The organism is Paenarthrobacter sp. AT5 (assembly GCF_032764245.1).
Lineage (GTDB): Bacteria > Actinomycetota > Actinomycetes > Actinomycetales > Micrococcaceae > Arthrobacter > Arthrobacter ureafaciens.
Genome location: NZ_CP136441.1, coordinates 2575344 through 2596579, shown reverse-complemented (window position 1 = coordinate 2596579; position 21236 = coordinate 2575344). Strand labels below are relative to the sequence as shown.

The following is a 21236-nucleotide window of genomic DNA, read 5'->3' as shown; positions in this document are numbered from 1 at the left end:
GCCTAGTAGCCCGGTGTCTACAGATTCTCCAGATCGGTCGCCGGGGTGGCAATATCTGCCGTGGCTTCCGTCTCAGCAGCTCGCTTAATGGCCCGGCGTTCACGCCGGCGGTCGTTCCACAGGCAGACCCCGATGGCCGCAAAGAAGAGAAGAAGCATGGGAGCTGCGAGGTAGAACATGCTCATGGCGTCGGCTCCGGGAGCGGCCATGGCCGCGAACAGGCACACCAGGAAGATCGTGATTCGCCAGCTTTTGACCAGTTGCTTGCCTTTGACGATTCCCGCAAGGTTCAGGCCGACCAGGACCACCGGGACAAGGAAAGCGATTCCGAAGGCGAGCAGCAGCCGCAGGACGAAGGCCAAATAGATTTCGGCGCTGATGAAGTTCGAGGCACCGGACGGAGTGAAATCCGTGAGGACGCGCACCGCATTCGGCAAAACCAGCCATGCCAGCAACACGCCGCCAATGAACAGCGGAACGGCCGCTGCCACGAAGGACAACGCCAGGTTCCTTTCCTTCTTGTGCAAGCCGGGCACGATGAATGCCCATAGTTGATAGATCCAGACCGGGCTCGAAACGAGCACGCCGAGGAACACCGACACCTGGACCATGAGGTCAAAGGAGCTTGCCACGCCGTCGAAGTTGAGGGTGGCCGCGCGGCCCTCTTTCTCGTTGAGGTCCTTGATGGGCTTGATCAGGGCCTCGAGGAGGGGCTGGTAGATGATGAAGCCCACCACTGTGCCCAGAATGACGCCAATGGCTGCCTTGAAGAGCCGGTTCTTAAGCTCCTTCAAATGGTCAAGCAGCGCCATCCTGGCTTCGGGATTGGCTTTGCGCCCCTTCGTCTGTACCACTTCTCTTTAGACGCGGTTGGAGGGCGGAACGTCCGTTTCGCCGTTGTTCTTTGCCTTTGCGTCCGGGTGGTCCACAACCCTGCCTTCGACGGCGTCGGAAGAAGCCTGAGTGTCCTTCGTTTCGGATGCACCGTCCTTCTTCATCTCCCGGACCTCGGACTTGAAAATGCGCATCGACTGTCCGATGCTGCGTGCCATGGAGGGCAGCTTGGGCGCGGCAAAAAGCACCAGGGCCAAGACGATGATGATGATGAGATGCCAGCCTTCAAGCCTCATGTGTGGAGGTCCTTTCCTTTTGGATACATCCTACGTCTATCTGAATTCTATGTCGTGCAAGGACTGGGGTTGCCCACGATCGGCTTTGCGCTGGACGCGCTTGAGGCGGCGAATTTCCCGCCGGGCGGCCTTGGCCGTCACGTAATCATGACGCATCTGTTCCGGGGAGGCAAAAACCGCGGACCCCGGTGCAGGCCGTTCCCCGGTCGCTTCCGCTGCTGACACCAAAGTGTTGCTTTCTGTTGTTTTCGGCAGCGTACCGAAGCGCCTTCCGGCCTCCCCCAATTCGCGGACGGTGGCCATGAACTTCCGGAACAAGCGGTACCCCAACGTCAGATGAAGCAGTAGGGACAGCGCTATCAGAGCAATCCACAAAAATATCCAAAACCACCAAGGCATCTGAGTATTCTAGCCAGCTTCCCGGGATTGCACCGACGAAGGACCGCTGTACTGCCTCAGGGCCGCCAGAAGCCAGGCCTGGGCCTCGTCCCTGAGCTGCAGGGGATCGATGATCCGTGCCGATCCCCCATGCTGGGCCACGAGCATGGGCAACCAGTCCGTGCTGCCGAACCTGACCTCGGCGAGCAAACCGCCGTCGGGCATTGGTGCCGTGCGTTCGGCGTAGTAGTCATCGGCCAGGCCGGCTCCTTGGCGGGTCAGCTGGAGCACCACCACCGCGTCTTCGTCGCCCGGAGTAAAAAGCCTGGCCGGGACGTCGGTCTCCGGTGTGCTTGCCATTGAAACAGGCCGGCCGTTGGGCTCGAGCGATTCAATCCGATCCAGCCGGAAGTTCCTGATCCCGGACTTGCTATGGCAATACGCCTCGAAATACCACGTGTTGTCCATGGAAAAGAGCCTCAGCGGGTCCACATCGCGTTCGCTGACCTCGTCGCGTTGCGGGGACAGATACCTCAAGCGCAGTTGGCTGCCGTTCCGCAAGGCCTGCGAAATGGCGGCAAATGCCTGGGATTGCTGCGGGGCAACGGACGCCCCGGCCACCGAACCGGCCAGCCTCGCTGCGTCCCCGGCTGCGCCGGCAAGCTTGATGGTCACCGATTCCAAGGCGCTCCCGGCGTCACCGTCCGGCAGTCCCGCCAGCGCAGGGAGGTCGCCCAACATGGCCAGGCCGGTCAGCAGCGCTGCTGCTTCTTCCTCGCTGAAACGGACCGGGCGGCTCAAGTCCAGGTGTTCGGTGATGTAGACATGGTCGTTCTCCCATTGGATGTCCAACAAATCGTCGGGGTACCCCTCGGGAAGTCCCGAACAGATGAGGATCTTCAGGTCGTCGATGAGGGCCTTCCGCGTGATCCCGAAGTGGTCCGCCACCTCCTGGATATGCAGTCCCTGATGGTGGACCAGGAAAGGAACGAGCTGCAGCATCCTGGCCAGTTGGTCCTCGGATGTCCGCTTGCGGGCCCGTGTGGCGGGCGCAGCGTCCGGGAAGGACACCGGAACCGGCGGGGCGGCGTTGAAGGCCGCTGCTGCTTCCAGCCGACGCACGACGGCGGTGCGCAGGTCTGCAGGCTCCCTCACCGCCACGTGGGGGCCGTAGGAGGCGAGTTCCTCGGCGAATTGTTCCGGGTCGCGGAAGGGCACCGACAACAGGTCCCGTCCGATGCCTGCGCCCTCGGTGACGGCCGTGGCGCGGTGGCGCAGGGCGAGGACCCGGCCGGGCTTGACGTCGAGCGTGGCCGTCCGCAGGGGAAGTTCGCGCAGGGAATCCAATTCGGCCCGGGCGTCAAAGCCAGCCGGCGGGTCAAAGGAACGGTTGGTGAGGACGGTGACCGCCGTGGTCATCCTGGAGAGCCGGTAAAACCGCTTGGCTCCGCGGCCCAGGTCGAACCCCACGAGGTACCACTGGCCGAACCGGCTGCCGAGTCCCCACGGTTCGACGTCGCGGGTTTCTTCCCTGTTCGTGCTTCCTGCCAGGTAGCCGAAGCGGATGGGGTGCCTGCCATGCATGGCCGCAACGACGTCGTCGAAGGCCTGTCCCGCGGGCTTGATCCGCGGCTGTACGCCCGCAGGGAGTTCTGCTTCGCTAAAGCCTCCTGCCGCATGGAGCTTCCGCACGGCATCTGCGGCCGCCTTGCCCAGTGCCGCCCTCTCCCAGAGCTGGGCCGCGAGGAGGAGGACCGTTCCCTCCGCAGGTGTCAGGTGCACGTCGGGGAGCCTGTTGGAGTCCTTGCCGATCCGGTACCGGGTGGAGGCGGGATCGTCATTGCCGAATCCGGTGTCCATCAGGGTCTCGATCTCGAAGCCGAACTGCTTGAGGTCCACCTTGTCGCGTTCAAACATGCGGCCGAAGGCTGCGTCATTGTCTGCGGCGCCCCGGTACACCTTCTCCCTCAGGACGGCGCGGCTCAACCCCACCTTGGTATTGAGCAGGGCCAGGAGCAGGTTCAGGAGGCGTTCAGTACGGGATGCGGACACGGTTGCTACGTTACTAAAGTCGCGGCTTAAAACCGCAAGGGCGCGTCACCGCCGGTTGAGCCGGAGGTGACGCGCCCTTGCAGGAAGCAGCGCCTAGCGGACTGCTACGAGGTCAACAACAAAGATGAGGGCCTCGTTGGGCTTGATGGCTCCACCGGCGCCGCGGGAGCCGTAAGCCAGCTCGGAGGGAATCTCCAAACGGCGGCGGCCGCCGACCTTCATGCCGAGCAGGCCCTGGTCCCAGCCCTGGATAACCTGGCCCACGCCAACGCGGAAGTCCAGCGGAGCGCCGCGGCCCCAGGAAGCGTCGAATTCTTCGCCCGTCGACCAAGCAACGCCTACGTAGTGGGTTGACACGGTGTCGCCGGCCTTCGCCTCGGCCCCGGTGCCCTCAATGAGGTCGGTGATGCGCAGCTCGGTGGGTACATCGCCTTCCGGGAACTCAATCTCCGGCTTGGTGCGGTCGTAAGCGCGCTGTCCAAATGACATGGTTGCTCCTCTGAATGTGTGGGGTGTCAGGTTCAAGCCTAAGCCAGGTGTCCGGCGAAGTGCCCGGCAGGCTCTTCGGTGGCTGTTACTTGACGCCCAGGATGTCGACGACGAACACGAGGTCGCCCTTGGCCTCGCCTTGGCCTTCGGCGCCGTAAGCAAGATCCTGCGGGATGACAAGGAGGACCCGGGAGCCCACGGTCTTGCCGGCGAGGCCCTGCGTCCAGCCCTTAATGACGCCCGTCAACGGGAAGCTGGTGGGCTTGCCGCGATCATAGCTGGAATCGAACTTGGTGCCGTCCTTCAAGGTGACACCCACGTAGTTGACGGTCAGGGTGTCGCTTTCCTTCACCACGGGGCCGTTGCCCTTGATCAGGTCCTGCGAGACGAGTTCCTTGGGAGCGGCGACGCCCGCCACGGAGATTTCCGGAATGCCCTGCTCGTTCTCCTTGACCGTGGGCAGGCCTGCGGGCGGGGTCACGGTTTCGCCTTCAGGCTTCTCAAGGGCCTTGGGGGTCTCCTTGGCACCAAGCAGTTTGAACACGACGATCTGGGTGCCCGCTTGTCCGCTGGCGGAGGCGTTGCCGGGAGCTGCGAAAGCAACGTGCGAGCCGACCTTGGCGCCGACAATAGCGTTGTAGATGGCCTCGTTGCCTGCCTTCAGGTCCTCGCCCAGCTCGATCGGCTGGGGGCCGGAAGGGTAAGTATCCTCAATGGTCTTGCCATCGGTACCGTCGACGGCGATATACGCCAGTTCGGCGGTCTGGCCGGCCTTGATCGTTTCCCCGTCGCCTTCGTCCACAACCTTGACGGTGGGTTCGGAGACAGCCAGGGGCTTGGTGAAATCAAGCCCCGGGGCCTTGTCGTCACCGTTGTCGGTTACCTTCAGGGAGGACAGCTTGGAGATGTCTCCCGTGGACTTGCTCGTGGGCTCTGATTCGGGGGCATCCCCGCCTCCGCACGCGGTCAACAGCAGCAGGACAGGAAGGAGTGTGGCTAGGAGTCGTCGCACAAAAAGACACTTTCGTCGGGACAATGGATATTGGAGCAGCGGACGGATATTCGAGCAACGGACATTGCCGTGCCGCATCCAATCAGGTGCCTCTTGGAAAGAGACCAACATCCAGAGTAACCGCCGAAGCTGGGAGTCAGCTCATAGAGTCAAGGAGGGCGTCGACCCTCTCATCCACGCTGCGGAACGGATCCTTGCAGAGAATGGTCTGGTGCGCCCGGTCATTGAGCTTGAGATGGACCCAGTCCACGGTGTAGTCACGGCCCAGTTCCTGCGCCCGACGGACAAAGTCTCCCCGCAGCTTGGCCCGCGTCGACTGCGGCGGAGCGTCCACGGCATCCTTCACCTCGGTCTCCGTGACCAATCGCCGTGCCGCTCCCCTTGACTGGAGGAGGAAGAACAGGCCCCGCTGCCGCGAGATGTCGTGGTAGGTGAGGTCGAGTTGGGCAATCCTCGGCGAATCCAGGCCAATGTCATGGCGCTTCATATAGCCTTCCATGAGTTTCTTCTTGATGGCCCAGTCAACTTCGGTGTCGATGCTGCTGCTGTTCCCGCTCTCGATCGCGTCGAGCGTCCTGGTCCAAAGATCGATGATCAACGGCACGTGTGGATTGTGGGCCCCGTTGGCTGCAACAAACTCTGTGACTTTGGCCAGGTACTCCCTCTGGATGTCCAGTGCTGAGAGCTGCCTGCCGTTGGCCAGGCGGACCAGCGCCCTGCCGCTGAGGTCATGGGAAATTTCGCGGATGCTCCGGATGGGGTTTTCCATGCGCATGTCGCGCATGATGACGCCCGCCTCAATCATGCGGAGGATCAGGTCCACTGTGCCCACTTTGAGCAGGGCGGAAGTCTCCGACATGTTCGAATCGCCCACGATGACGTGCAGACGGCGGTAGAACTCGGCGTCCGCGTGAGGCTCATCACGGGTATTGATGATGGGGCGGGACCTTGTGGTGGCCGAAGAAACGCCTTCCCAAATGTGGTCCGCCCGCTGCGAGAAGGCGAAGGTGGCCCCGTGCGGGGTCTTAAGCACTTTTCCCGCGCCGGCGATCAGTTGCCGCGTCACCAGGAAGGGAATCAGGATCTCGGCCAACCGGGAGAACTCACCGCGCCGCGGTATGAGGTAGTTCTCGTGGCTGCCGTAGGAGTTTCCTGCCGAGTCCGTGTTGTTCTTGAACAGGTACACGGTTCCGTTGAAACCTTCGGCGGCCAGGCGCGCCTGGGCCTCGTCCACGAGGTCGTCCAGGATGAGTTCCCCGGCGCGGTCATGGGCAATCAACTGAGCAAGATCGTCGCACTCGGCTGTGGCGTATTCGGGATGCGAGCCGACGTCCAGGTACAGCCGTGAACCGTTGGTCAGGAAGACGTTGGAAGACCTGCCCCAGCTGACTACTTTGCGGAAGAGGTACCTTGCTACCTCTTCCGGCGCCAAGGGCCTGGAATCGGGGCTCGAATATGAGATCCCGAACTCAGTTTCGATGCCGAATATCCGCTTGTCCATTTCAGGCCTCCTCAACGAGCAACTGGGCAAGATCCTCGGGGAGCAGGCGACGGAAAGCCCGGCGTGTTCCGCGGCTGCTTTCGGATGCGCGCTCCAGGACGGCGGCTTCGACGGCCGTCGGTGGCAGGGCATCCACGTCCTTGTCCGCGGCGAGGGCACGCAGGGCCAGCCGCAGCGCGCCTGGAGAGTCCAGGCCGGCGTCCCAGGTGTCCTTGACGACGTCCGAAATCTGGTCCGCGACACCGCCCATCACCACAAAGCCGTTTTCGTCGGCAATCGAGCCGTCGAAGGTGAGCCTGTACAAGTGGTCCAGCTCCTGCCGGGGGCCAACCTCTGCTACGGCCAGTTCCACCTCGAAGGGTTTCTGTTCGGCAGTGAAGACGGCGCCGAGGCTCTGGGCGTAGACGCTGGCCAGGCCCCGGGCGGTGACGTCCTCGCGGTCGTAGGAATAGCCGCGCACGTCGGCGTAGCGGACCCCTGCCTGCCGCAGGCTCTCAAATTCGTTGTACTTCCCAACGGCAGCGAACGCTATTTTGTCGTATATCTCGCCGATTTTATGCAGCGAAGGAGAGGGATTCTCAGCCACCAAGGCGATCCCGTCCGCGCAGCTGATGACGATGACCGAGCGGCCGCGGGCGATGCCCTTCCGCGCAAAGTCCGCGCGGTCCTTCATCAGCTGCTCAGGTGAGACATAGAACTGCTGCGTCATCTCAGGCCTCCCGTCCGGCGATAGCGCGTGATTCGACAATGGCCGCCGAAATCGCAGCGAGTTCCCGTTCCGGAATCCTCCTGTGACCGGCGCGGTTAACGGCGTACACCACCGGCCACAGCTGCCTGACGGGGTCCGGTCCCCCGGTTGCGGAGTCGTCGTCGGCGGCGTCGTAGAGGGATTCGACGGCGACAGCCACGGCTTCGTCCTCGCTAAGGTTCGGCCGCCACAGCTTTTTCAGGGCACCCCGGGCAAAAACGGAACCCGAGCCGACCGAGTGGTGCTCGTACTCCTCGTACCGGCCACCCGTCAGGTCGTAGGAGAAGAGCCTGCCGGTGGCGGATCCGTGGTCGAATCCGGCAAAGAGCGGTATGACGGCCATCCCCTGCATCGCCATGGGCAGGTTGCCCCGGATCATGGCCCCCAATCGGTTGGCTTTGCCCACCAGGCTGAGGAGCGTGCCTTCGATCTTCTCGTAATGCTCCAGCTCGACTTGGAACAGCCGGGTGATATCGATCGCGAGGCCTGCGGTGCCGGCTATGCCCAGCACGGAGTACTGGTCTGCGGGAAAGACTTTCTCAATGTGCCGGCTCGCGATGACATTGCCCATGGTGGCCCGCCGGTCGCCGGCCATCAGCACGCCGCCGGCATAGGTCATGGCCACAATGGTGGTGGCGTGCGGTGCAGCCGGAGCTGCGCCGGCGGGAAGTGTTTGGTTGAACGGAAGGAGTTCGGGACGCGAGCGTTGGAGATGCTCTGTGAATGAAGACGTTGCCTGGTTGGCCAGGGGGCCGATTGATGGGTCCTGCATTGCTGCACTCCTTCGACTCGCATTCCGATGCCCGGCGGCCTCGCGCCGGCCGGGCAGTACATCCTGTGGTGGTTCGTTACTGGCCGCCCTTTTGGACGAAAGCCCTCACGAATTCCTCGGCGTTGGATTCCAGGACGCCATCGATTTCGTCGAGGAGATCATCCACGCCTTGCGTAGCTTCCGAGGCCTGGGCCTCAGGAGCGGCGGGAGGTGCCTCCGGGACGTCGACTTCAGTCTCAGTTTCCCGCGCCTGGGGTTGCTGCTGCTCCTGACCTGCCATTTCTTTCTCCCTACTGTCCGTCCGCGGGATGCGGACTTCCTACTGCCATATTGCCACGCGATGGGCTGCTCCGCCCGGCTTCGGCCGGGCTGTTTCCGCAGGTGACTGCTGTTGGTTAGTCTCGGGGCGCCGCAGGTTTCCGGCCAAGCAACTCGGCAAGGAACGGGCCTGCTTCCTGGTGCTTCCGGAACAGTGGTTCCGTGAGCGCCTGCGTACCGCGCAATGGCTCCCTGGTGGGTACGCGCTGCAGTTTTCCCAGTCCCGGGACATCGAAAATAACCGAGTCCCAGCTGGCTCCCACGACGTCCTTGCCGAAGGTGGAAACGCATTTACCGCGGAAGTACGCACGGGTATCCACCGGCGGTTCGCTGACCGCCCTGGTGACATCGGCGTCGTCGACTATCCGCAGCATGCGGTTCCTGGAAAGCAGCCGGTAGTAGAGGCCTTTCTCCGGCCGGATATCTGACCACTGCAGGTCCACGAGGCCAAGCCGGGCGTCATCCCACTCCAGACCGTCGCGGCTGCGGTAGCCCTCCAGGAGCGACTTCTTGGCCACCCATTCTACGGACGTTGCCGTCGCCGGGTCCGTGCCCAGCGTCGTCAGCGTGGACTCCCAGCGCTCCAGCACCTCATGGGTGTGGCCGTCACCGCTGATGGCGTCCGCGACGCCGGTTTCCTGGGCGAGCTTCGCCGCCGCCTCGAAGTACATCCACTGCAGGTCCAGGGCTGTCACGTGACGGCCGTCCATGAGCCGTACGGTGGCGGTGAGGCTCGTGTCGTGGCTGACCGCCTGCAGGGCGTGAACCGGCTCATGGACCTCGATCCTGGGCGCCTGGCCGGCCTCGATGAGGCTTAGCACCATGGCAGTGGTGCCGAACTTAAGGAAGTTCGACAGCTGGCTGAGGTTGGCGTCGCCGATGATGACGTGCAGGCGGCGGTACTTGTCCGCCGTGGCGTGCGGTTCGTCCCGGGTGTTGATAATCGGCCTGCGGATGGTCGTCTCAAGGCCTACCTCAGCCTCGAAGAAGTCCGCCCTTTGGCTGATCTGGTAGCCGGGGGTGGAGCTATCCTGCCCCAGGCCCACGCGGCCCGCCCCGCAGACCACTTGCCGCGAGATGAAGAACGGAGTCAGCCCGCGGATGATGTCGCCGAAAGGAACCGATCGCGGCATGAGGTAGTTCTCGTGCGAGCCGTAGGATACGGCCTTGTTGTCTGTGTTGTTCTTGTAGAGGTTAATCGGCGGCAGGTTGGTATCTGCGGCAACCTTGCGCACCGTGGCCAAGGCAACCAGGTCCCCTGCTGCGTCCCAGGTCACGGCATCGCGCGGGTTGGTGACTTCGGGGCTGGAGTACTCGGGGTGGGCGTGGTCTACGTACAGCCTGGCGCCGTTGCCGAGCACCATGTTCATCAGGAGGGAGCCGGATTCGTCCGCGCCGTCAAGCTCCAGTTCCTGGCGCCCGTACGCCAAGGCGACTGCCTCGGCGTCGAGCACCGGCGGCTGGTCGGTGAGCTGGCTCGGATCCGCGGCCGAACGTTCCAAGGTCCAGCCCCGGGCGTCGTGGAGTGGTTCCTCGTCGGTGTAATCCCAGCGCGTCTCCGCTCCCCCGGCAGCACGCTGCCGCGTGACGGTCGCGTACGCCTGGATGATCCGGGCAGACATCATGGTGGCGTTGGCGCCGGGCGCAGACGGAGCATGGATCCCATACTCCGTCTCCGAACCCATGACGCGCATTGCCCCGCCTGCAGGCAGTTTCTCCTGGGGCAGGTTGTCGTCTCGTGAGGTCACAGGTATTGGCCCGTATTCGCCGTAGTTTCAATTGACTTGCCGGGTTCCTGGCCGGCCTTGCCCTGGACGATGGTGCGGATGTACGTGATGCGTTCACCCTTCTTGCCCGAGATCCGGGCCCAGTCGTCCGGATTGGTGGTGTTGGGCATGTCCTCGTGCTCGCGGAACTCATCCACTACCGCCTTGAGCAGGTGGTCGATCCGCAGGCCCTTTTGGTGGTTGGTGAGGAGGTCCTTGATGGCGTACTTCTTGGCGCGGTCAACCACGTTTTGCACGACTGCCCCGGAGTTGAAGTCCTTGAAATACAGCATCTCCGTATCACCGTTGGCATAGGTGACCTCGAGGTATTCGTTCGACTTCTCCGTGGAGTACATCGCCTCCACGGTCCGCTGGATCATCGCATCCACCGTGGCCTGGACATCTCCGCCGTATTCGGCGAGGTCCTGGGCATGGAACGGCAGGTCGGTGGTGATGTACTTGCCGAAGATGTCAGCTGCTGCCTCAGCGTCGGGCCGCTGGATTTTTACCTTCACGTCCAGGCGGCCCGGCCGCAGGATGGCGGGGTCGATCATGTCCTCGCGGTTTGAGGCACCGATCACGATGACGTTGTCGAGCCGTTCCACGCCGTCGATCTCGCTGAGCAGCTGCGGGACGATGGTGGTCTCGACGTCGGAAGAGACACCGGTGCCGCGGGTGCGGAACAGCGAATCCATCTCGTCGAAGAACACCACGACGGGGCTGCCGTCCGAAGCTTTCTCGCGGGCCCGGGCGAAGATCAGGCGGATGTGCCGCTCGGTCTCGCCGACGTACTTGTCCAGGAGCTCCGGCCCCTTGATGTTCAGGAAGTAGCTCTTGAGGTCGGTGTTGCCTGCCCGCTCGGCAGCCCGGGCAGCCAGGGAATTGGCCACGGCCTTGGCGATGAGCGTCTTGCCGCAACCCGGAGGACCGTAAAGGAGGATTCCCTTGGGTGCCTTGAGGCCATGCTCCCGGTAGAGGTCGGGATGCAGGAACGGCAGTTCAACGGCGTCGCGGATTTGTTCGATCTGCGGACCGAGGCCGCCGATGTCCTGGTAGGTGATGTCAGGGACTTCCTCCAGCACGAGGTTTTCAACCTCGGCGCGGGGCACCTTTTCCAAGGCGTAGCCCGTCCGCGAATCCAGCGACAGTGCGTCTCCCACCTTCAGGTGGACGTTTTGGAGGGCACCCGAGAGCCGGACAACGCGTTCCTCGTCAGCGCGGCCGACCACCAGGGCACGGTCCTTGCCCAGAAGCTCCTTGAGCGTTACCAGTTCGCCGGCGCGTTCATAGCCGAGCGCCGCAACAACCAGGAGTGCCTCGTTGAGGAGGACTTCCTGCCCGACTGCGAGCTGGTTGACGTTAACCAACGGGCTGATGCCAACCCGCATCTTCCTGCCGGCGTTGAAGATGTCCACTGACTCTTCAGTGGCCGCCTGGCCGGAATTTCCTGCCGTCGGCTGGCGGCGGGGATTGATCTGGACAACGGTGCCGAAGCTGTACGGCGGTTGGCCTTCCTGCTCGAGGGCACCCTTGAGCCGGAGGATCTCAGCCTTGGCTGTTTCCAGCATGTTGACCAGTTTGCTGTTGTTCTGGGTGGCGGCTGCGAGCTGGCGGTCGATGTGGCGGAGTTTGTCCCTCAGGATGTTGATCTGCCGCTCAGCCACAGTCAATTCACTGGAAGGGTCCGGCGGTTGGATGGCGCCCCGCCTTTGGCGGGCAGCCTCTTCCGCTGCGGCATTCGCTTCTTCCGGCGTCGGCCGTCCAATGTCGTTGTTCGACGTATCCACGATTCATCAGCCCCTTCCTGCGCTTAACAAGACCATAGTCCCGAAAAGCTCAGGGGGCTGTGTGACATCCGGAATGCGGACCCTATTGTGACCTTTGTCAGTTTGTGACCGGGGGATCATCCTGGACGTTGGTTCCGGCAATGGCGTCCCTTGCGGCCCGGCGAAGCTTCTTGTCGGAGACCGAACGCTCCCCCACGGCACCCGGTGTCCAGGCGTTGAGGTCCTCTTCGCTGAATTCCGTCTTGGACGGGCGGCGCTTGACCGAAATTCCGGTCACGCCGTCGGCCAGGCGGCGGGTCACCAGAAGGAACCCCGTGTGGGCTACCATGCGGTGGTCCGGTCGGACAGCCAAGCCTTCAAGGTGCCAGCCGCGGACCATGGATTCCCACGCATCCGGTTCAGTGAAACGGCCATCGGCCCTGATGGCTTCGGCAGTGCGCGAAAGCTGGGTGACGGTGGCAACGTAGTTGATCCACACCCCGCCCGGGGCAAGGACCGTGGCGACCGCGTCGAGGCATTCCCAGGGCGCGAGCATGTCCAGCACCACGCGGTCGACGGAACCGGGTGCCTCGGCCTTGACCACTTCCTCCTGGAAATCCCCGAGGGAGATCTGCCAGGCAGGGTGCGGTCCGCCGAAGATGGTCTCCACGTTTCCGCGCGCGATGTCCGCGAATTCCTCGCGCCGTTCGAACGAGTGGAGGTAGCCGCCGTCGCCGATTGCCCGAAGCAGCGAGATGGACAGCGCGCCGGAGCCGACACCGGCTTCCACTACCCGGGCGCCGGGGAAGATATCGGCCATGGTGACGATCTGGCCGGCGTCTTTTGGGTAGACCACTGCAGCGCCGCGGGGCATGGACAGGACGAAGTCCGAAAGCAGCGGACGCAGGGTCTGGTACTGCTGGCCGATGTTGTTGCTGACAACGGAACCATCAACCTTGCCGATGATCTCGTCGTGGTTCAGGAACCCGCGGTGGGTGTGGAAGGCGCCGCCGACTTCCAGGGTAATGGTGTTCATGCGTCCACGCTCATCAGTGAGCTGGACGCGTTCCCCCACCCGGAAAGGTCCCCGACGGCGGGCTGCCCCGGTTGGCTGGGCAGCGCCCGTGGCTGCGCTTGTCTCCGTGGCGGCGGTTTCGCTGCTCATCTGGTTTTCCTCGCTCCTGTGCGGCTGGACTGCAATGGCTTGCTGCCCATGGACGCTAAAAATCTGTTTGTTCTTATTGCGGGCCGGCAGGTAACTCTACCGGCAAGAGTGTCAGGCGCGCCCGCTCCGGCGGGCCTCTTTACCTGTTATAGCCGTCACTACTGCTTCTTGCCGGAGCAGGCCGGTGACATATCCGTTGTGGTCCACCACCGCGTACTCACCGCCGTCGAGCTTGGCCAGGTACTGGATGAGCTCCTGGCCCTTGGACCATTCAGGGACGTATGCGCCGGCGGCCAGCGGGTGCGCAACGGCGGTGACCGGCGTCCTCGAATGGACCTGGGGTGGCACCGCGGCTGCGGCCCCGGGATTGAGGACGCCCTGGGGCTTGCCGTCCGGGCCGCAAATGACGACGGCGGGAGTTCCGCCGGGGGCCAAGGCCAAGGCATCGGCGACCGTTGCGGTGTTCGGAATTCCGACGGCGGGATCGGCCAGGCCGGCGGCACTGACGAGGTAGAGGCGGCTGCGGAGTTTACCGTGCTGGATGGAGCTGGAAGCGCCTACCCAGAGGAATCCGCAAACGAGGACCGTGATCAGCGTCAGGTTCAGATCCAGCCGCGAACCGCTGAAGAACGGCAGCGCGATGAACCAGATGAACAGTGCCACGGCAATGGCGCGACCGGACCATCCTGCGGCGATTGCGCCCTTCTCCTGGCTTCCGGTGGCCTTCCAGACGGCGGACTCCACCAGCCTGCCGCCGTCCAGGGGGGTGCCGGGAAGGACGTTGAAGATGCCTATCAGGAAGTTGGCCCACATGAGGATGTTTGCCAGCATCTCGATGACGCCCTCAAAAACCCCGCCAAAGACAAATGGTGCCAAGGCCCCGGCCAGGATGAAGTTCGAGGCCGGGCCCGCCATGGCCACCACCACGGCACGGCCTGGCGATGAGGTGAAGTTCTGGAACTGTGTGTGCCCGCCCCAGAGGTTGAGCACGATCCTGTCGGTGGGCCACTTGAACGCTTTTGCGCTCAGTGCGTGGGCAAGTTCATGGACCAGTACCGAAACGGCCAGAAGCAGGGCATATCCGAACGCCACGAAGTATGCGCCGATGCCCAAGCCCGGAAACTGGATCAGGACGGCAGGTCCGTAGACGATCACCGTGAAAGCCGCGATCAGGAACCAGGAGTAGGCAAGGTAAACGGGGATCCCGGCAATTTTCCCCAGGGGGATGCCGTCCTTCTTGGGGGCAGCGTGGTGATGGGGCGCGGAGGGACTGCTCACTTATAGGCCCCTTCGAGCGTGTTTCCGGTGGGGGTCGGAACGGACTGAAGATGACGGTCGGTCACCAATTGCGCCAGATCGGCTGACGTCCGTCCGCTCAGCGTTTCCCACAGAATCATGCGGGCATCATCAGGCAAGGGGACCTGGTGCGGAACTCCCACGGTGATGACGCCCGAAGCCATGGCCGCGGTGGCGCCGGGAACAGAGTCTTCCAACGCCACGCAGTGCTCGATCCCCAGGGAAGGATCGTCGCGCCGGAGTCGATCGACAGCCGTGAGGTAGGCCTCCGGATGGGGTTTGCCGTTGGTGACGGTGTCTCCCGTCACCAGGAACTCGAAGTAGGGCTTGGCCAGGCTCTCAACCACCACTGACGCCAAGGGTCCTTCAGACATGGTGACGAGCGCGCACCGGACTCCGGCGCCGTGCAGGTCATCCAGCAACTCCCGGGCGCCGGGACGCCACGGCACTTGGTTCCGGACCTGGGCGATGACCTCGCTGCTCAGCGTGTCGATGATGTGGCGGGCTTCCATGCGCACGCCTGCCGCCTGCAGGATCCCTGCGGAATGGAGGAGGGATTGGCCCACGAGCTGCATGGCCTGCTGGTGGGACCAGGTTCCGCCATGCGCTTCAACCAGCGCCCGTTCTGCGGAAATCCAGTAGGGCTCCGTATCCACGAGCGTGCCATCCATATCCCAGAGCACGGCTTTCAGGGAGGGCTGGCTGGGTGAAGAATGCATGGGTTCAAGTCTACGTGGAACCTGGGCCCGCCCTTGCCGGGTCATTTTGCTGTCCGCGAATCCGGGACACGCGACCGCGTAAATGCCATGCATCGGCGAGGGTCTTGGACGTAGGGTGAGTGGATGAACAGTGTGGACGGGAACCCGGATGGACACGACGGTGCTGCTGAGGTTGAGCGCTTCCTCAAGGAACCTGCGGAGGGCCAGCGCGTCACTGTAATGATCGCTGCGTTCGAAGGATGGAACGACGCCGGGGAAGCTGCCAGCGATGCTTTGCACTACCTGAACAAACTGTGGGACGGCAAGAAGGTTGGAACCGTAGATGCCGAGGAGTACTACGATTTCCAGTTCACCCGCCCCACCGTTCGCCGCACATCATCGGGTGCGCGGAAGGTGAAATGGCCCTCCACCCGCATCTATAAGGCGGCGGTCCCGGACAGCAACGTGGACGTGGTTTTTGTCCTCGGCACGGAACCGTCCTACCGTTGGCGGGCGTACACCACCGAGCTTTTGGTCCATGCCGAGGCCCTCAAGGTGGATGCAGTAATCCTGGTGGGCGCCCTCCTGGCCGATGTGCCCCACAGCCGGCCCATCCCCGTGAGTACTACTACCGAGGACGACTCACTGCGCGAACGCCTGAATCTGGAGGCATCGCAGTACGAAGGCCCGGTAGGCATCGTTGGAGTCCTGGCGGAGTTTGCCATGCTCGCCGGGCTCCCGACCGTTTCTCTTTGGGCAGCAGTTCCGCATTACGTCGCCCAGCCGCCGTCCCCTAAGGCCCAGCTGGCCATCCTCCACCGGATCGAGGACCTGCTCCAGGTTCCGGTGGACAGCCAGGCGCTGGCCGAGGAATCGGAAGCCTGGGAACGCGGCGTGGACGAGCTCGCAACCGAAGACCCGGAAATCGCGGCCTATGTCCGGCAGCTTGAGGAAGCAAAGGACACAGCAGACCTCCCGGAAGCCTCCGGCGAGTCGATTGCCAGGGAATTTGAGCGCTACCTCAAGCGGCGGGGCAAGGACCGGCCCTGACGCCGTAGCTGCACGAACGAACGGCCCCGGCGTCTGGTGGACGCCGGGGCCGTTCGTTTCAGCAGGGGCCTAGAGTTCGACGCCGAGCAAGGCGTTAACGGCATCGCTCACCAAGGCGCCATCGGCCGAAGATGCGGCGCTGCCGGTTTGGTTGCGGAGCGATTCTGCCGCCCAACGGTCGACGGCGGCGAGGGCGCCGGGGGCGTTGAGGTCCTTCGCCAGCTCGGCGCGCATGGCGGCGATGAGCGGGGCGGCCGATCCGGCAGCCGCCCGGGTTACAGCTTTGCGCCACGTGGCCAGCCGGTCCTTTGCCGCTGCGAACCCGTCATCGGTCCAGGACCAGTCGGAGCGGTAGTGGTGGGCCAGGATGGCCAGCCTGATGGCAGCCGGCTCCTCCCCCGCGGCCCGCAGCTTTGAGACCAGCACCAGGTTGCCCTTGGATTTGCTCATCTTCTCGCCGTCAAGCCCTACCATGCCGGAATGGGCGTAGTGGTGGGCCAAAGGAACTCCGGCCAACGAGTAGGCATGTCCCGCCCCCATCTCGTGGTGGGGGAAGACGAGATCAGAGCCACCGCCCTGAACCGTGAACGGGGCAGGAAGGTACTTCTGCGCGATCACGGTACATTCGATGTGCCACCCCGGGCGCCCGTCACCCAGGCTTGCTCCGGGCCAGCTCGGCTCGCCCTCCCTGGCAACACGCCACAAGAGCGGGTCCAGGGCCTGCCTCTTACCGGGCCGGGCAGGGTCCCCGCCGCGTTCGGCGAAGAGTTCCATCATCTCGGCCTCGCCGAGGCCGGAAACAGCGCCCAGCGTCCAGGCGTCCGTCGCCGAGGAGTGCTTTCCTGCCGCCTCGACGTCATAGTAGACGTCGCCGTCGGGCTCCCCGTCGGTTCCGTGGACGCGGTAGGCGACTCCATCGGCAATGAGTTTCTCGATGGCGGGAACGATGTCCGGGATGGCTTCGACGGCACCGATGTAATGATCCGGAGCCAGAACATTGAGCGCATCCATGTCCGTGTGGAACAGCTCGATCTGGCTGGCTGCCAGTTCACGCCAGTCCACGTTGGTGGCGTTGGCGCGCTCCAAGAGGGGATCGTCGATGTCCGTCACATTCTGGACGTAGGAAACCTTGGATCCGGCGTCACGCCATGCACGGTTGAGGAGGTCAAAAGCCACGTAGCTCGCGGCATGCCCCATGTGCGTGGCGTCGTACGGCGTAATGCCGCACACATACATGGACTGTTCCGGCTGCGGCGCAATGTCAACGACGCGGCCCAAAGCGGTGTCGAACAGGCGCAGGGGCGGAAGGCTGCCGGGCAGCCCGGGAACAGGGCGGGAGATCCACGATTTCACGACTCAACCTTAGTGCTAGGCGCTGATCACACCGAAACCGAGCAGGACATACAGGGCCAGGCCCAGCAGGATGCGGTACCAGACGAACAGCCGGTAGCTTCGCGTGGAAACGAACTTGAGGAACCATCCGATGATGACGTAACCCACCACGAACGCGATGACGGTGGCCAAGGCAGTCTCGCCAAGTCCGTAGGGCCCGGCGATGCCGTCATTGGAAACGGTCTTGTACAGCTGGTAGAGCCCGCTGCCGAAGACAGCCGGAATGGCAAGCAGGAAGGAATAGCGGGCGGCTGCCTCACGGGTGTAGCCCATGAGCAGGCCGGCCGTAATGGTGCCGCCGGAGCGGGATACCCCCGGGATCAGGGCCATGGCCTGGGCAAATCCGTACAGGATGCCGTGCTTGTACGTCAGTTGGGTGAGGTCGCGCTCCTGGCGGCCGATCGCGTCGGCCACGGCGAGGATCATGCCAAAGACGATCAGCATGGTTGCCACAATCCACATGCTGCGGAACACCGACTCGATCTGGTCCTGGAAGAGGAGGCCGAGGACAACGATGGGAAGGCTGCCGAGAATGACCAGCCAGCCCATGCGGGCATCGGGATTGTTCCTGGCTACTTTCCCGGTCAGTGAGCCGAACCAGGCTCCGATGATCCTGACGATGTCCCGCCAGAAGTACACGATCACCGCTGTCTCCGTGCCCAGCTGCGTGATGGCCGTAAAGGCAGCGCCGGGGTCGGCGGCATTCGGCAGGAACGAGCCGACAATGCGCAGGTGGGCGCTCGAGGAGATCGGGAGGAATTCGGTGAGGCCCTGCACCAGGCCCAGCAAGGCTGCTTCTATCCAGTTCACGTGAATAGACCCTACGTCATGAAGTATGGGAACTCCCCGTAAGCTATCAGCATGCAGCAGCGTTATGTCGGAAACAGCGGGTTCCGGGTGTCGTCATTGTCCCTCGGAACGATGTCCTGGGCACAGGAAACTGATGAGCAGGATGCCTCCGAACTGCTTCATGCTTTTGTGGATGCCGGCGGCACGACGATCGACACGGCTGCTTCCTATGCGCAAGGGCAGGCCGAAGCGTTGCTTGGTTCCATGCTCGGCGTAGTTGTTGCACGCTCCGAGGTGGTGATCTCCACCAAGGCAGGGGTATCCCTGTCCGACTCCAGGCGCAGCATCAATGCCTCCCGGGGGGCCATGCTGGCAGCCCTCGACGCGAGCCTTGCCAGGCTCGGTACCGATTACATCGACATCTGGTTTGCGCACGAGTGGGACCCGAACGTGCCACTCGACGAAACGCTGTCCGCGTTGGAACTGGCGCAACGGACGGGCCGTGCCCGTTACGTAGGTATCTCCAATTACAACGGTTGGCAGACCGCAAAGGCCGCAGCGGTGGCCGGCTTCACGCTGGTGGCCAACCAGTCCGAGTACTCCCTCCTGCAGCGCAAGCCCGAAGAAGAGCTGATTCCCGCGATCGAGGATGCGGGCCTTGGGCTCATGGCCTGGGCACCTCTGGGTCGCGGCGTCCTCAGCGGAAAGTACCGCGGCCAGATTCCAGCCGATTCCCGGGCCGCGCAAGGGCGCCTCACAGCCTACGTTGAACCGTACCTGGAGCCGCGGGGATCACGGGTGGTGGAAGCTGTTGCCATGGCGGCCCGCGGACTGGGGCGCTCACCCCTGGATGTCTCATTGAGTTGGCTGCTGTCCCGTCCCGGGGTCTCCACGGCAATTGTTGGACCCCGGAACGCGGTCCACCTCAAGGAGCTCCTGGACGCTCAGCTCGCCGTCCTGCCTGCCGAGATATCGCGGGCTTTGGAAGACGTTTCCTAGCGACGGTCCAGGATGTCCAGCAGGTAGCTCCCGTAGCCGCTTTTGGCGAGCTTCGCTGCTTGCTGGCGAAGACCGTCGTCGTCGAGGTAGCCCATCCTCCACGCCACTTCCTCGGGTGCACCGATCTTCAGGCCCTGCCTGTTCTCGGTGGTGCGGACGTAGTTCGACGCGTCGTTTAGGTCACTGAAGGTTCCCGTGTCCAGCCATGCCGTGCCGCGGGGGAATTTCTGCACATGTAGTTTTCCCAGCTTCATGTATTGGCGGTTGATATCGGTAATTTCCAATTCACCCCGCGCGGACGGTTTCAACTCTTTAGCCATGGCAACGACGTCGTTGTCGTAAAAGTACAGGCCCGGAACTGCGTAATTGCTCTTAGGCTCGGCTGGTTTCTCCTCGATGGAAATGGCGAGGCCGTCGTCGTCGAACTCCACAACGCCGTAGGCGCTGGGGTCCTTGACCCAATAACCAAAGATTGCTCCGCCGTCGACGTCGCTGTAGTGGCGCAGTTGGGCGCCCATGCCGGGGCCGTTGAAGATGTTGTCGCCGAGGACCAGCGCCACTTTGCCTCCGGCAATGTGATCTTCGCCAAGGACGAAAGCCTGGGCCAGGCCATCAGGTGTGGGCTGCTGCGCGTAGCTGAGCGAGATGCCGAACTGGGAACCGTCGCCCAGCAGCTTCCGGAATTGGTCGGCGTCCGTGGGAGTGGTGATCACCAGAATGTCCCGGATGCCGGCCAACATGAGGGTGCATAAAGGGTAATAAATCATCGGCTTATCAAAGACGGGAACCAATTGTTTGCTGATTCCGAGCGTAATGGGGTGAAGCCGTGAACCTGTTCCACCGGCCAGGATAATTCCTCGCATAATTGTTGTCCTCTCCCCTGCCGTGGCGCGGCGTGCGCGGCTACGCTATCGCCATGCAGAGAATCCTTGTCACCGGCGGGGCCGGGTTCATCGGATGCAACTTTGTTCACTACATCATGGGCCACAGCCGCCTTCATGTCACCGTCCTGGACAAATTGACCTATGCAGGCAACCGCGCGTCGTTGGCGGGTTTACCGCCGGAGAGGTTCGAGTTTGTCAAAGGCGATATCTGCGATGCGGCGCTGGTGGAAAAGCTGACGGGGCAAGTGGATGCCGTAGTGCACTTCGCCGCCGAATCGCACAACGACAATTCACTGGAGGAGCCGCGGCCGTTCGTGGACACGAATCTCGTGGGCACTTTCACCCTTATCGAGGCGGCCCGCAAACACGGAACGCGGTTCCACCACATTTCCACCGACGAGGTCTATGGCGACCTCGCCCTGGATGATCCCGCCCGGTTCACGGAGGGGTCCGTGTACCGGCCCACGAGTCCGTACTCGGCCACCAAGGCGGGATCGGACCTGCTGGTCAGGGCCTGGGTCAGGTCGTTCGGGTTGCGGGCGACCATCAGCAACTGCTCAAACAATTACGGACCGTACCAGCACGTGGAGAAGTTCATTCCGCGCCAAATCACCAACCTCTTGGACGGCATCCGGCCCCGGCTGTACGGGGAAGGCCGGAATGTGCGGGACTGGATCCATGTGGAGGACCATTCCTCGGCAGTGGCGGCCATCCTCGAACGGGGCAGGATCGGTGAGACGTACCTGATCGGAGCGGACGGTGAGCTGTCCAACCGTTCCGTCGTGGAGAAGCTGCTGGTTCAGGTGGGCCAGTCCCCCGATGCCTATGACCTGGTAACGGACCGCCCCGGCCATGACCTCCGTTATGCCATCGACTCGGGCAAGCTGCGGAGGGAATTGGGATGGACACCGCGCTACGGTGACTTCGACGCCGGGCTGGCTGCCACCGTGCGCTGGTACCGGGACAACGAGGCATGGTGGCGGCCAAAAAAGGCCGAAACGGAACACAAGTACGCAGGACAGGGCCACTGA

At 63.3% G+C, this 21236-nt stretch carries 21 protein-coding genes; 3 read left to right on the top strand and 18 right to left on the bottom strand.

Annotated features, from left to right (window positions below):
* Nucleotides 1-17 precede the first annotated feature (17 nt).
* The 15 genes from tatC to RI444_RS11850 all read right to left on the bottom strand — a co-directional run bounded on the left by tatC (nucleotide 18) and on the right by RI444_RS11850 (nucleotide 15112).
* Nucleotides 18-854, bottom strand: coding sequence for a twin-arginine translocase subunit TatC (gene tatC / locus RI444_RS11920; RefSeq protein WP_043426327.1), 837 nt, complete (start codon nucleotides 852-854; stop codon nucleotides 18-20).
* A 6-nt stretch (nucleotides 855-860) separates the two neighbouring features.
* Entirely contained in the window at nucleotides 861-1130 is a 270-nt protein-coding gene (gene tatA, locus RI444_RS11915; RefSeq protein WP_021470499.1) for a Sec-independent protein translocase subunit TatA, read from the bottom strand.
* Nucleotides 1131-1166: 36 nt separating this feature from the next.
* A complete protein-coding gene (locus RI444_RS11910; protein ID WP_242703099.1) occupies nucleotides 1167-1529 on the bottom strand; it encodes a hypothetical protein in 363 nt (120 codons plus the stop codon).
* A gap of 9 nt (nucleotides 1530-1538) precedes the next feature.
* The gene (locus RI444_RS11905) at nucleotides 1539-3560 is read right to left on the bottom strand and encodes a helix-turn-helix transcriptional regulator (RefSeq protein ID WP_207604803.1); all 2022 of its coding nucleotides are present in this window, start codon (nucleotides 3558-3560) and stop codon (nucleotides 1539-1541) included.
* A gap of 93 nt (nucleotides 3561-3653) precedes the next feature.
* Complete coding sequence (locus RI444_RS11900) at nucleotides 3654-4049, bottom strand: FKBP-type peptidyl-prolyl cis-trans isomerase (RefSeq protein WP_207604802.1); 396 nt, start codon at nucleotides 4047-4049, stop codon at nucleotides 3654-3656.
* Between the two features lie 85 nt (nucleotides 4050-4134).
* Nucleotides 4135-5061 carry an FKBP-type peptidyl-prolyl cis-trans isomerase gene (locus RI444_RS11895; RefSeq protein WP_062096885.1) on the bottom strand — a complete coding sequence of 309 codons (927 nt, stop codon included), beginning with the start codon at nucleotides 5059-5061 and terminating at the stop codon, nucleotides 4135-4137.
* Nucleotides 5062-5197: 136 nt separating this feature from the next.
* Nucleotides 5198-6562, bottom strand: coding sequence for a Pup--protein ligase (gene pafA, locus RI444_RS11890; RefSeq protein WP_021470494.1), 1365 nt, complete (start codon nucleotides 6560-6562; stop codon nucleotides 5198-5200).
* A 1-nt stretch (nucleotide 6563) separates the two neighbouring features.
* Nucleotides 6564-7271, bottom strand: coding sequence for a proteasome subunit alpha (gene prcA, locus RI444_RS11885; RefSeq protein WP_207604801.1), 708 nt, complete (start codon nucleotides 7269-7271; stop codon nucleotides 6564-6566).
* Nucleotide 7272: 1 nt separating this feature from the next.
* Nucleotides 7273-8082, bottom strand: coding sequence for a proteasome subunit beta (gene prcB, locus RI444_RS11880; protein WP_021470492.1), 810 nt, complete (start codon nucleotides 8080-8082; stop codon nucleotides 7273-7275).
* 76 nt (nucleotides 8083-8158) lie between these two features.
* A complete protein-coding gene (locus tag RI444_RS11875; RefSeq protein ID WP_062096884.1) occupies nucleotides 8159-8362 on the bottom strand; it encodes a ubiquitin-like protein Pup in 204 nt (67 codons plus the stop codon).
* Between the two features lie 115 nt (nucleotides 8363-8477).
* Nucleotides 8478-10094: a depupylase/deamidase Dop gene (dop, locus tag RI444_RS11870; RefSeq protein WP_207605924.1), complete on the bottom strand. Its 1617-nt coding sequence runs from the start codon at nucleotides 10092-10094 to the stop codon at nucleotides 8478-8480.
* A gap of 50 nt (nucleotides 10095-10144) precedes the next feature.
* Complete coding sequence (arc, locus tag RI444_RS11865) at nucleotides 10145-11953, bottom strand: proteasome ATPase (RefSeq protein ID WP_021470489.1); 1809 nt, start codon at nucleotides 11951-11953, stop codon at nucleotides 10145-10147.
* Between the two features lie 97 nt (nucleotides 11954-12050).
* Nucleotides 12051-13097, bottom strand: a complete 1047-nt coding sequence (locus tag RI444_RS11860) for a tRNA (adenine-N1)-methyltransferase (RefSeq protein WP_021470488.1) — start codon at nucleotides 13095-13097, stop codon at nucleotides 12051-12053.
* A gap of 111 nt (nucleotides 13098-13208) precedes the next feature.
* Nucleotides 13209-14375, bottom strand: a complete 1167-nt coding sequence (locus RI444_RS11855) for a site-2 protease family protein (RefSeq protein WP_021470487.1) — start codon at nucleotides 14373-14375, stop codon at nucleotides 13209-13211.
* The gene (locus RI444_RS11850) at nucleotides 14372-15112 is read right to left on the bottom strand and encodes an HAD family hydrolase (RefSeq protein ID WP_043427827.1); all 741 of its coding nucleotides are present in this window, start codon (nucleotides 15110-15112) and stop codon (nucleotides 14372-14374) included. The genes RI444_RS11855 and RI444_RS11850 overlap by 4 nt, the downstream gene beginning before the upstream one ends.
* 123 nt (nucleotides 15113-15235) lie before the next feature.
* Here RI444_RS11850 and RI444_RS11845 point away from each other — a divergent pair, with 123 nt between their 5' ends.
* Nucleotides 15236-16141, top strand: a complete 906-nt coding sequence (locus RI444_RS11845) for a PAC2 family protein (protein WP_021470485.1) — start codon at nucleotides 15236-15238, stop codon at nucleotides 16139-16141.
* A gap of 69 nt (nucleotides 16142-16210) precedes the next feature.
* On the opposite strand, the gene mshC is transcribed toward RI444_RS11845, so the two are convergent.
* Together mshC and RI444_RS11835 are read right to left on the bottom strand one after the other, a co-directional pair.
* Nucleotides 16211-17494 (bottom strand): cysteine--1-D-myo-inosityl 2-amino-2-deoxy-alpha-D-glucopyranoside ligase, encoded by a 1284-nt coding sequence (mshC, locus tag RI444_RS11840; RefSeq protein WP_069694423.1) that lies wholly within the window; start codon nucleotides 17492-17494, stop codon nucleotides 16211-16213.
* Nucleotides 17495-17509: 15 nt separating this feature from the next.
* Nucleotides 17510-18343: an undecaprenyl-diphosphate phosphatase gene (locus tag RI444_RS11835; protein WP_031215942.1), complete on the bottom strand. Its 834-nt coding sequence runs from the start codon at nucleotides 18341-18343 to the stop codon at nucleotides 17510-17512.
* Nucleotides 18344-18394: 51 nt separating this feature from the next.
* Between RI444_RS11835 and RI444_RS11830 the strand changes: the two genes are divergently transcribed.
* On the top strand, nucleotides 18395-19321 hold the full coding sequence (locus RI444_RS11830; RefSeq protein ID WP_021470482.1) for an aldo/keto reductase: 927 nt from the start codon (nucleotides 18395-18397) through the stop codon (nucleotides 19319-19321).
* On the opposite strand, the gene rfbA is transcribed toward RI444_RS11830, so the two are convergent.
* Nucleotides 19318-20184 carry a glucose-1-phosphate thymidylyltransferase RfbA gene (gene rfbA, locus RI444_RS11825; protein ID WP_207604800.1) on the bottom strand — a complete coding sequence of 289 codons (867 nt, stop codon included), beginning with the start codon at nucleotides 20182-20184 and terminating at the stop codon, nucleotides 19318-19320. The genes RI444_RS11830 and rfbA overlap by 4 nt on opposite strands.
* A gap of 53 nt (nucleotides 20185-20237) precedes the next feature.
* On the opposite strand from rfbA, the gene rfbB reads away from it, so the two are divergent.
* Nucleotides 20238-21236, top strand: coding sequence for a dTDP-glucose 4,6-dehydratase (gene rfbB / locus RI444_RS11820; protein WP_031215940.1), 999 nt, complete (start codon nucleotides 20238-20240; stop codon nucleotides 21234-21236).

Coding starts and splice junctions, on each gene's coding strand:
- tatA (WP_021470499.1), bottom strand. CDS start 1,130: ATGAGGCTTGAAGGCTGGCATCTCATCATCATCATCGTCTTGGCCCTG.
- RI444_RS11910 (WP_242703099.1), bottom strand. CDS start 1,529: ATGCCTTGGTGGTTTTGGATATTTTTGTGGATTGCTCTGATAGCGCTG.
- RI444_RS11900 (WP_207604802.1), bottom strand. CDS start 4,049: ATGTCATTTGGACAGCGCGCTTACGACCGCACCAAGCCGGAGATTGAG.
- pafA (WP_021470494.1), bottom strand. CDS start 6,562: ATGGACAAGCGGATATTCGGCATCGAAACTGAGTTCGGGATCTCATAT.
- prcA (WP_207604801.1), bottom strand. CDS start 7,271: ATGACGCAGCAGTTCTATGTCTCACCTGAGCAGCTGATGAAGGACCGC.
- prcB (WP_021470492.1), bottom strand. CDS start 8,082: ATGCAGGACCCATCAATCGGCCCCCTGGCCAACCAGGCAACGTCTTCA.
- RI444_RS11875 (WP_062096884.1), bottom strand. CDS start 8,362: ATGGCAGGTCAGGAGCAGCAGCAACCCCAGGCGCGGGAAACTGAGACT.
- dop (WP_207605924.1), bottom strand. CDS start 10,094: ATGCGCGTCATGGGTTCGGAGACGGAGTATGGGATCCATGCTCCGTCT.
- RI444_RS11860 (WP_021470488.1), bottom strand. CDS start 13,097: ATGAGCAGCGAAACCGCCGCCACGGAGACAAGCGCAGCCACGGGCGCT.
- RI444_RS11850 (WP_043427827.1), bottom strand. CDS start 15,112: ATGCATTCTTCACCCAGCCAGCCCTCCCTGAAAGCCGTGCTCTGGGAT.
- RI444_RS11845 (WP_021470485.1), top strand. CDS start 15,236: ATGAACAGTGTGGACGGGAACCCGGATGGACACGACGGTGCTGCTGAG.
- RI444_RS11830 (WP_021470482.1), top strand. CDS start 18,395: ATGCAGCAGCGTTATGTCGGAAACAGCGGGTTCCGGGTGTCGTCATTG.
- rfbA (WP_207604800.1), bottom strand. CDS start 20,184: ATGCGAGGAATTATCCTGGCCGGTGGAACAGGTTCACGGCTTCACCCC.
- rfbB (WP_031215940.1), top strand. CDS start 20,238: ATGCAGAGAATCCTTGTCACCGGCGGGGCCGGGTTCATCGGATGCAAC.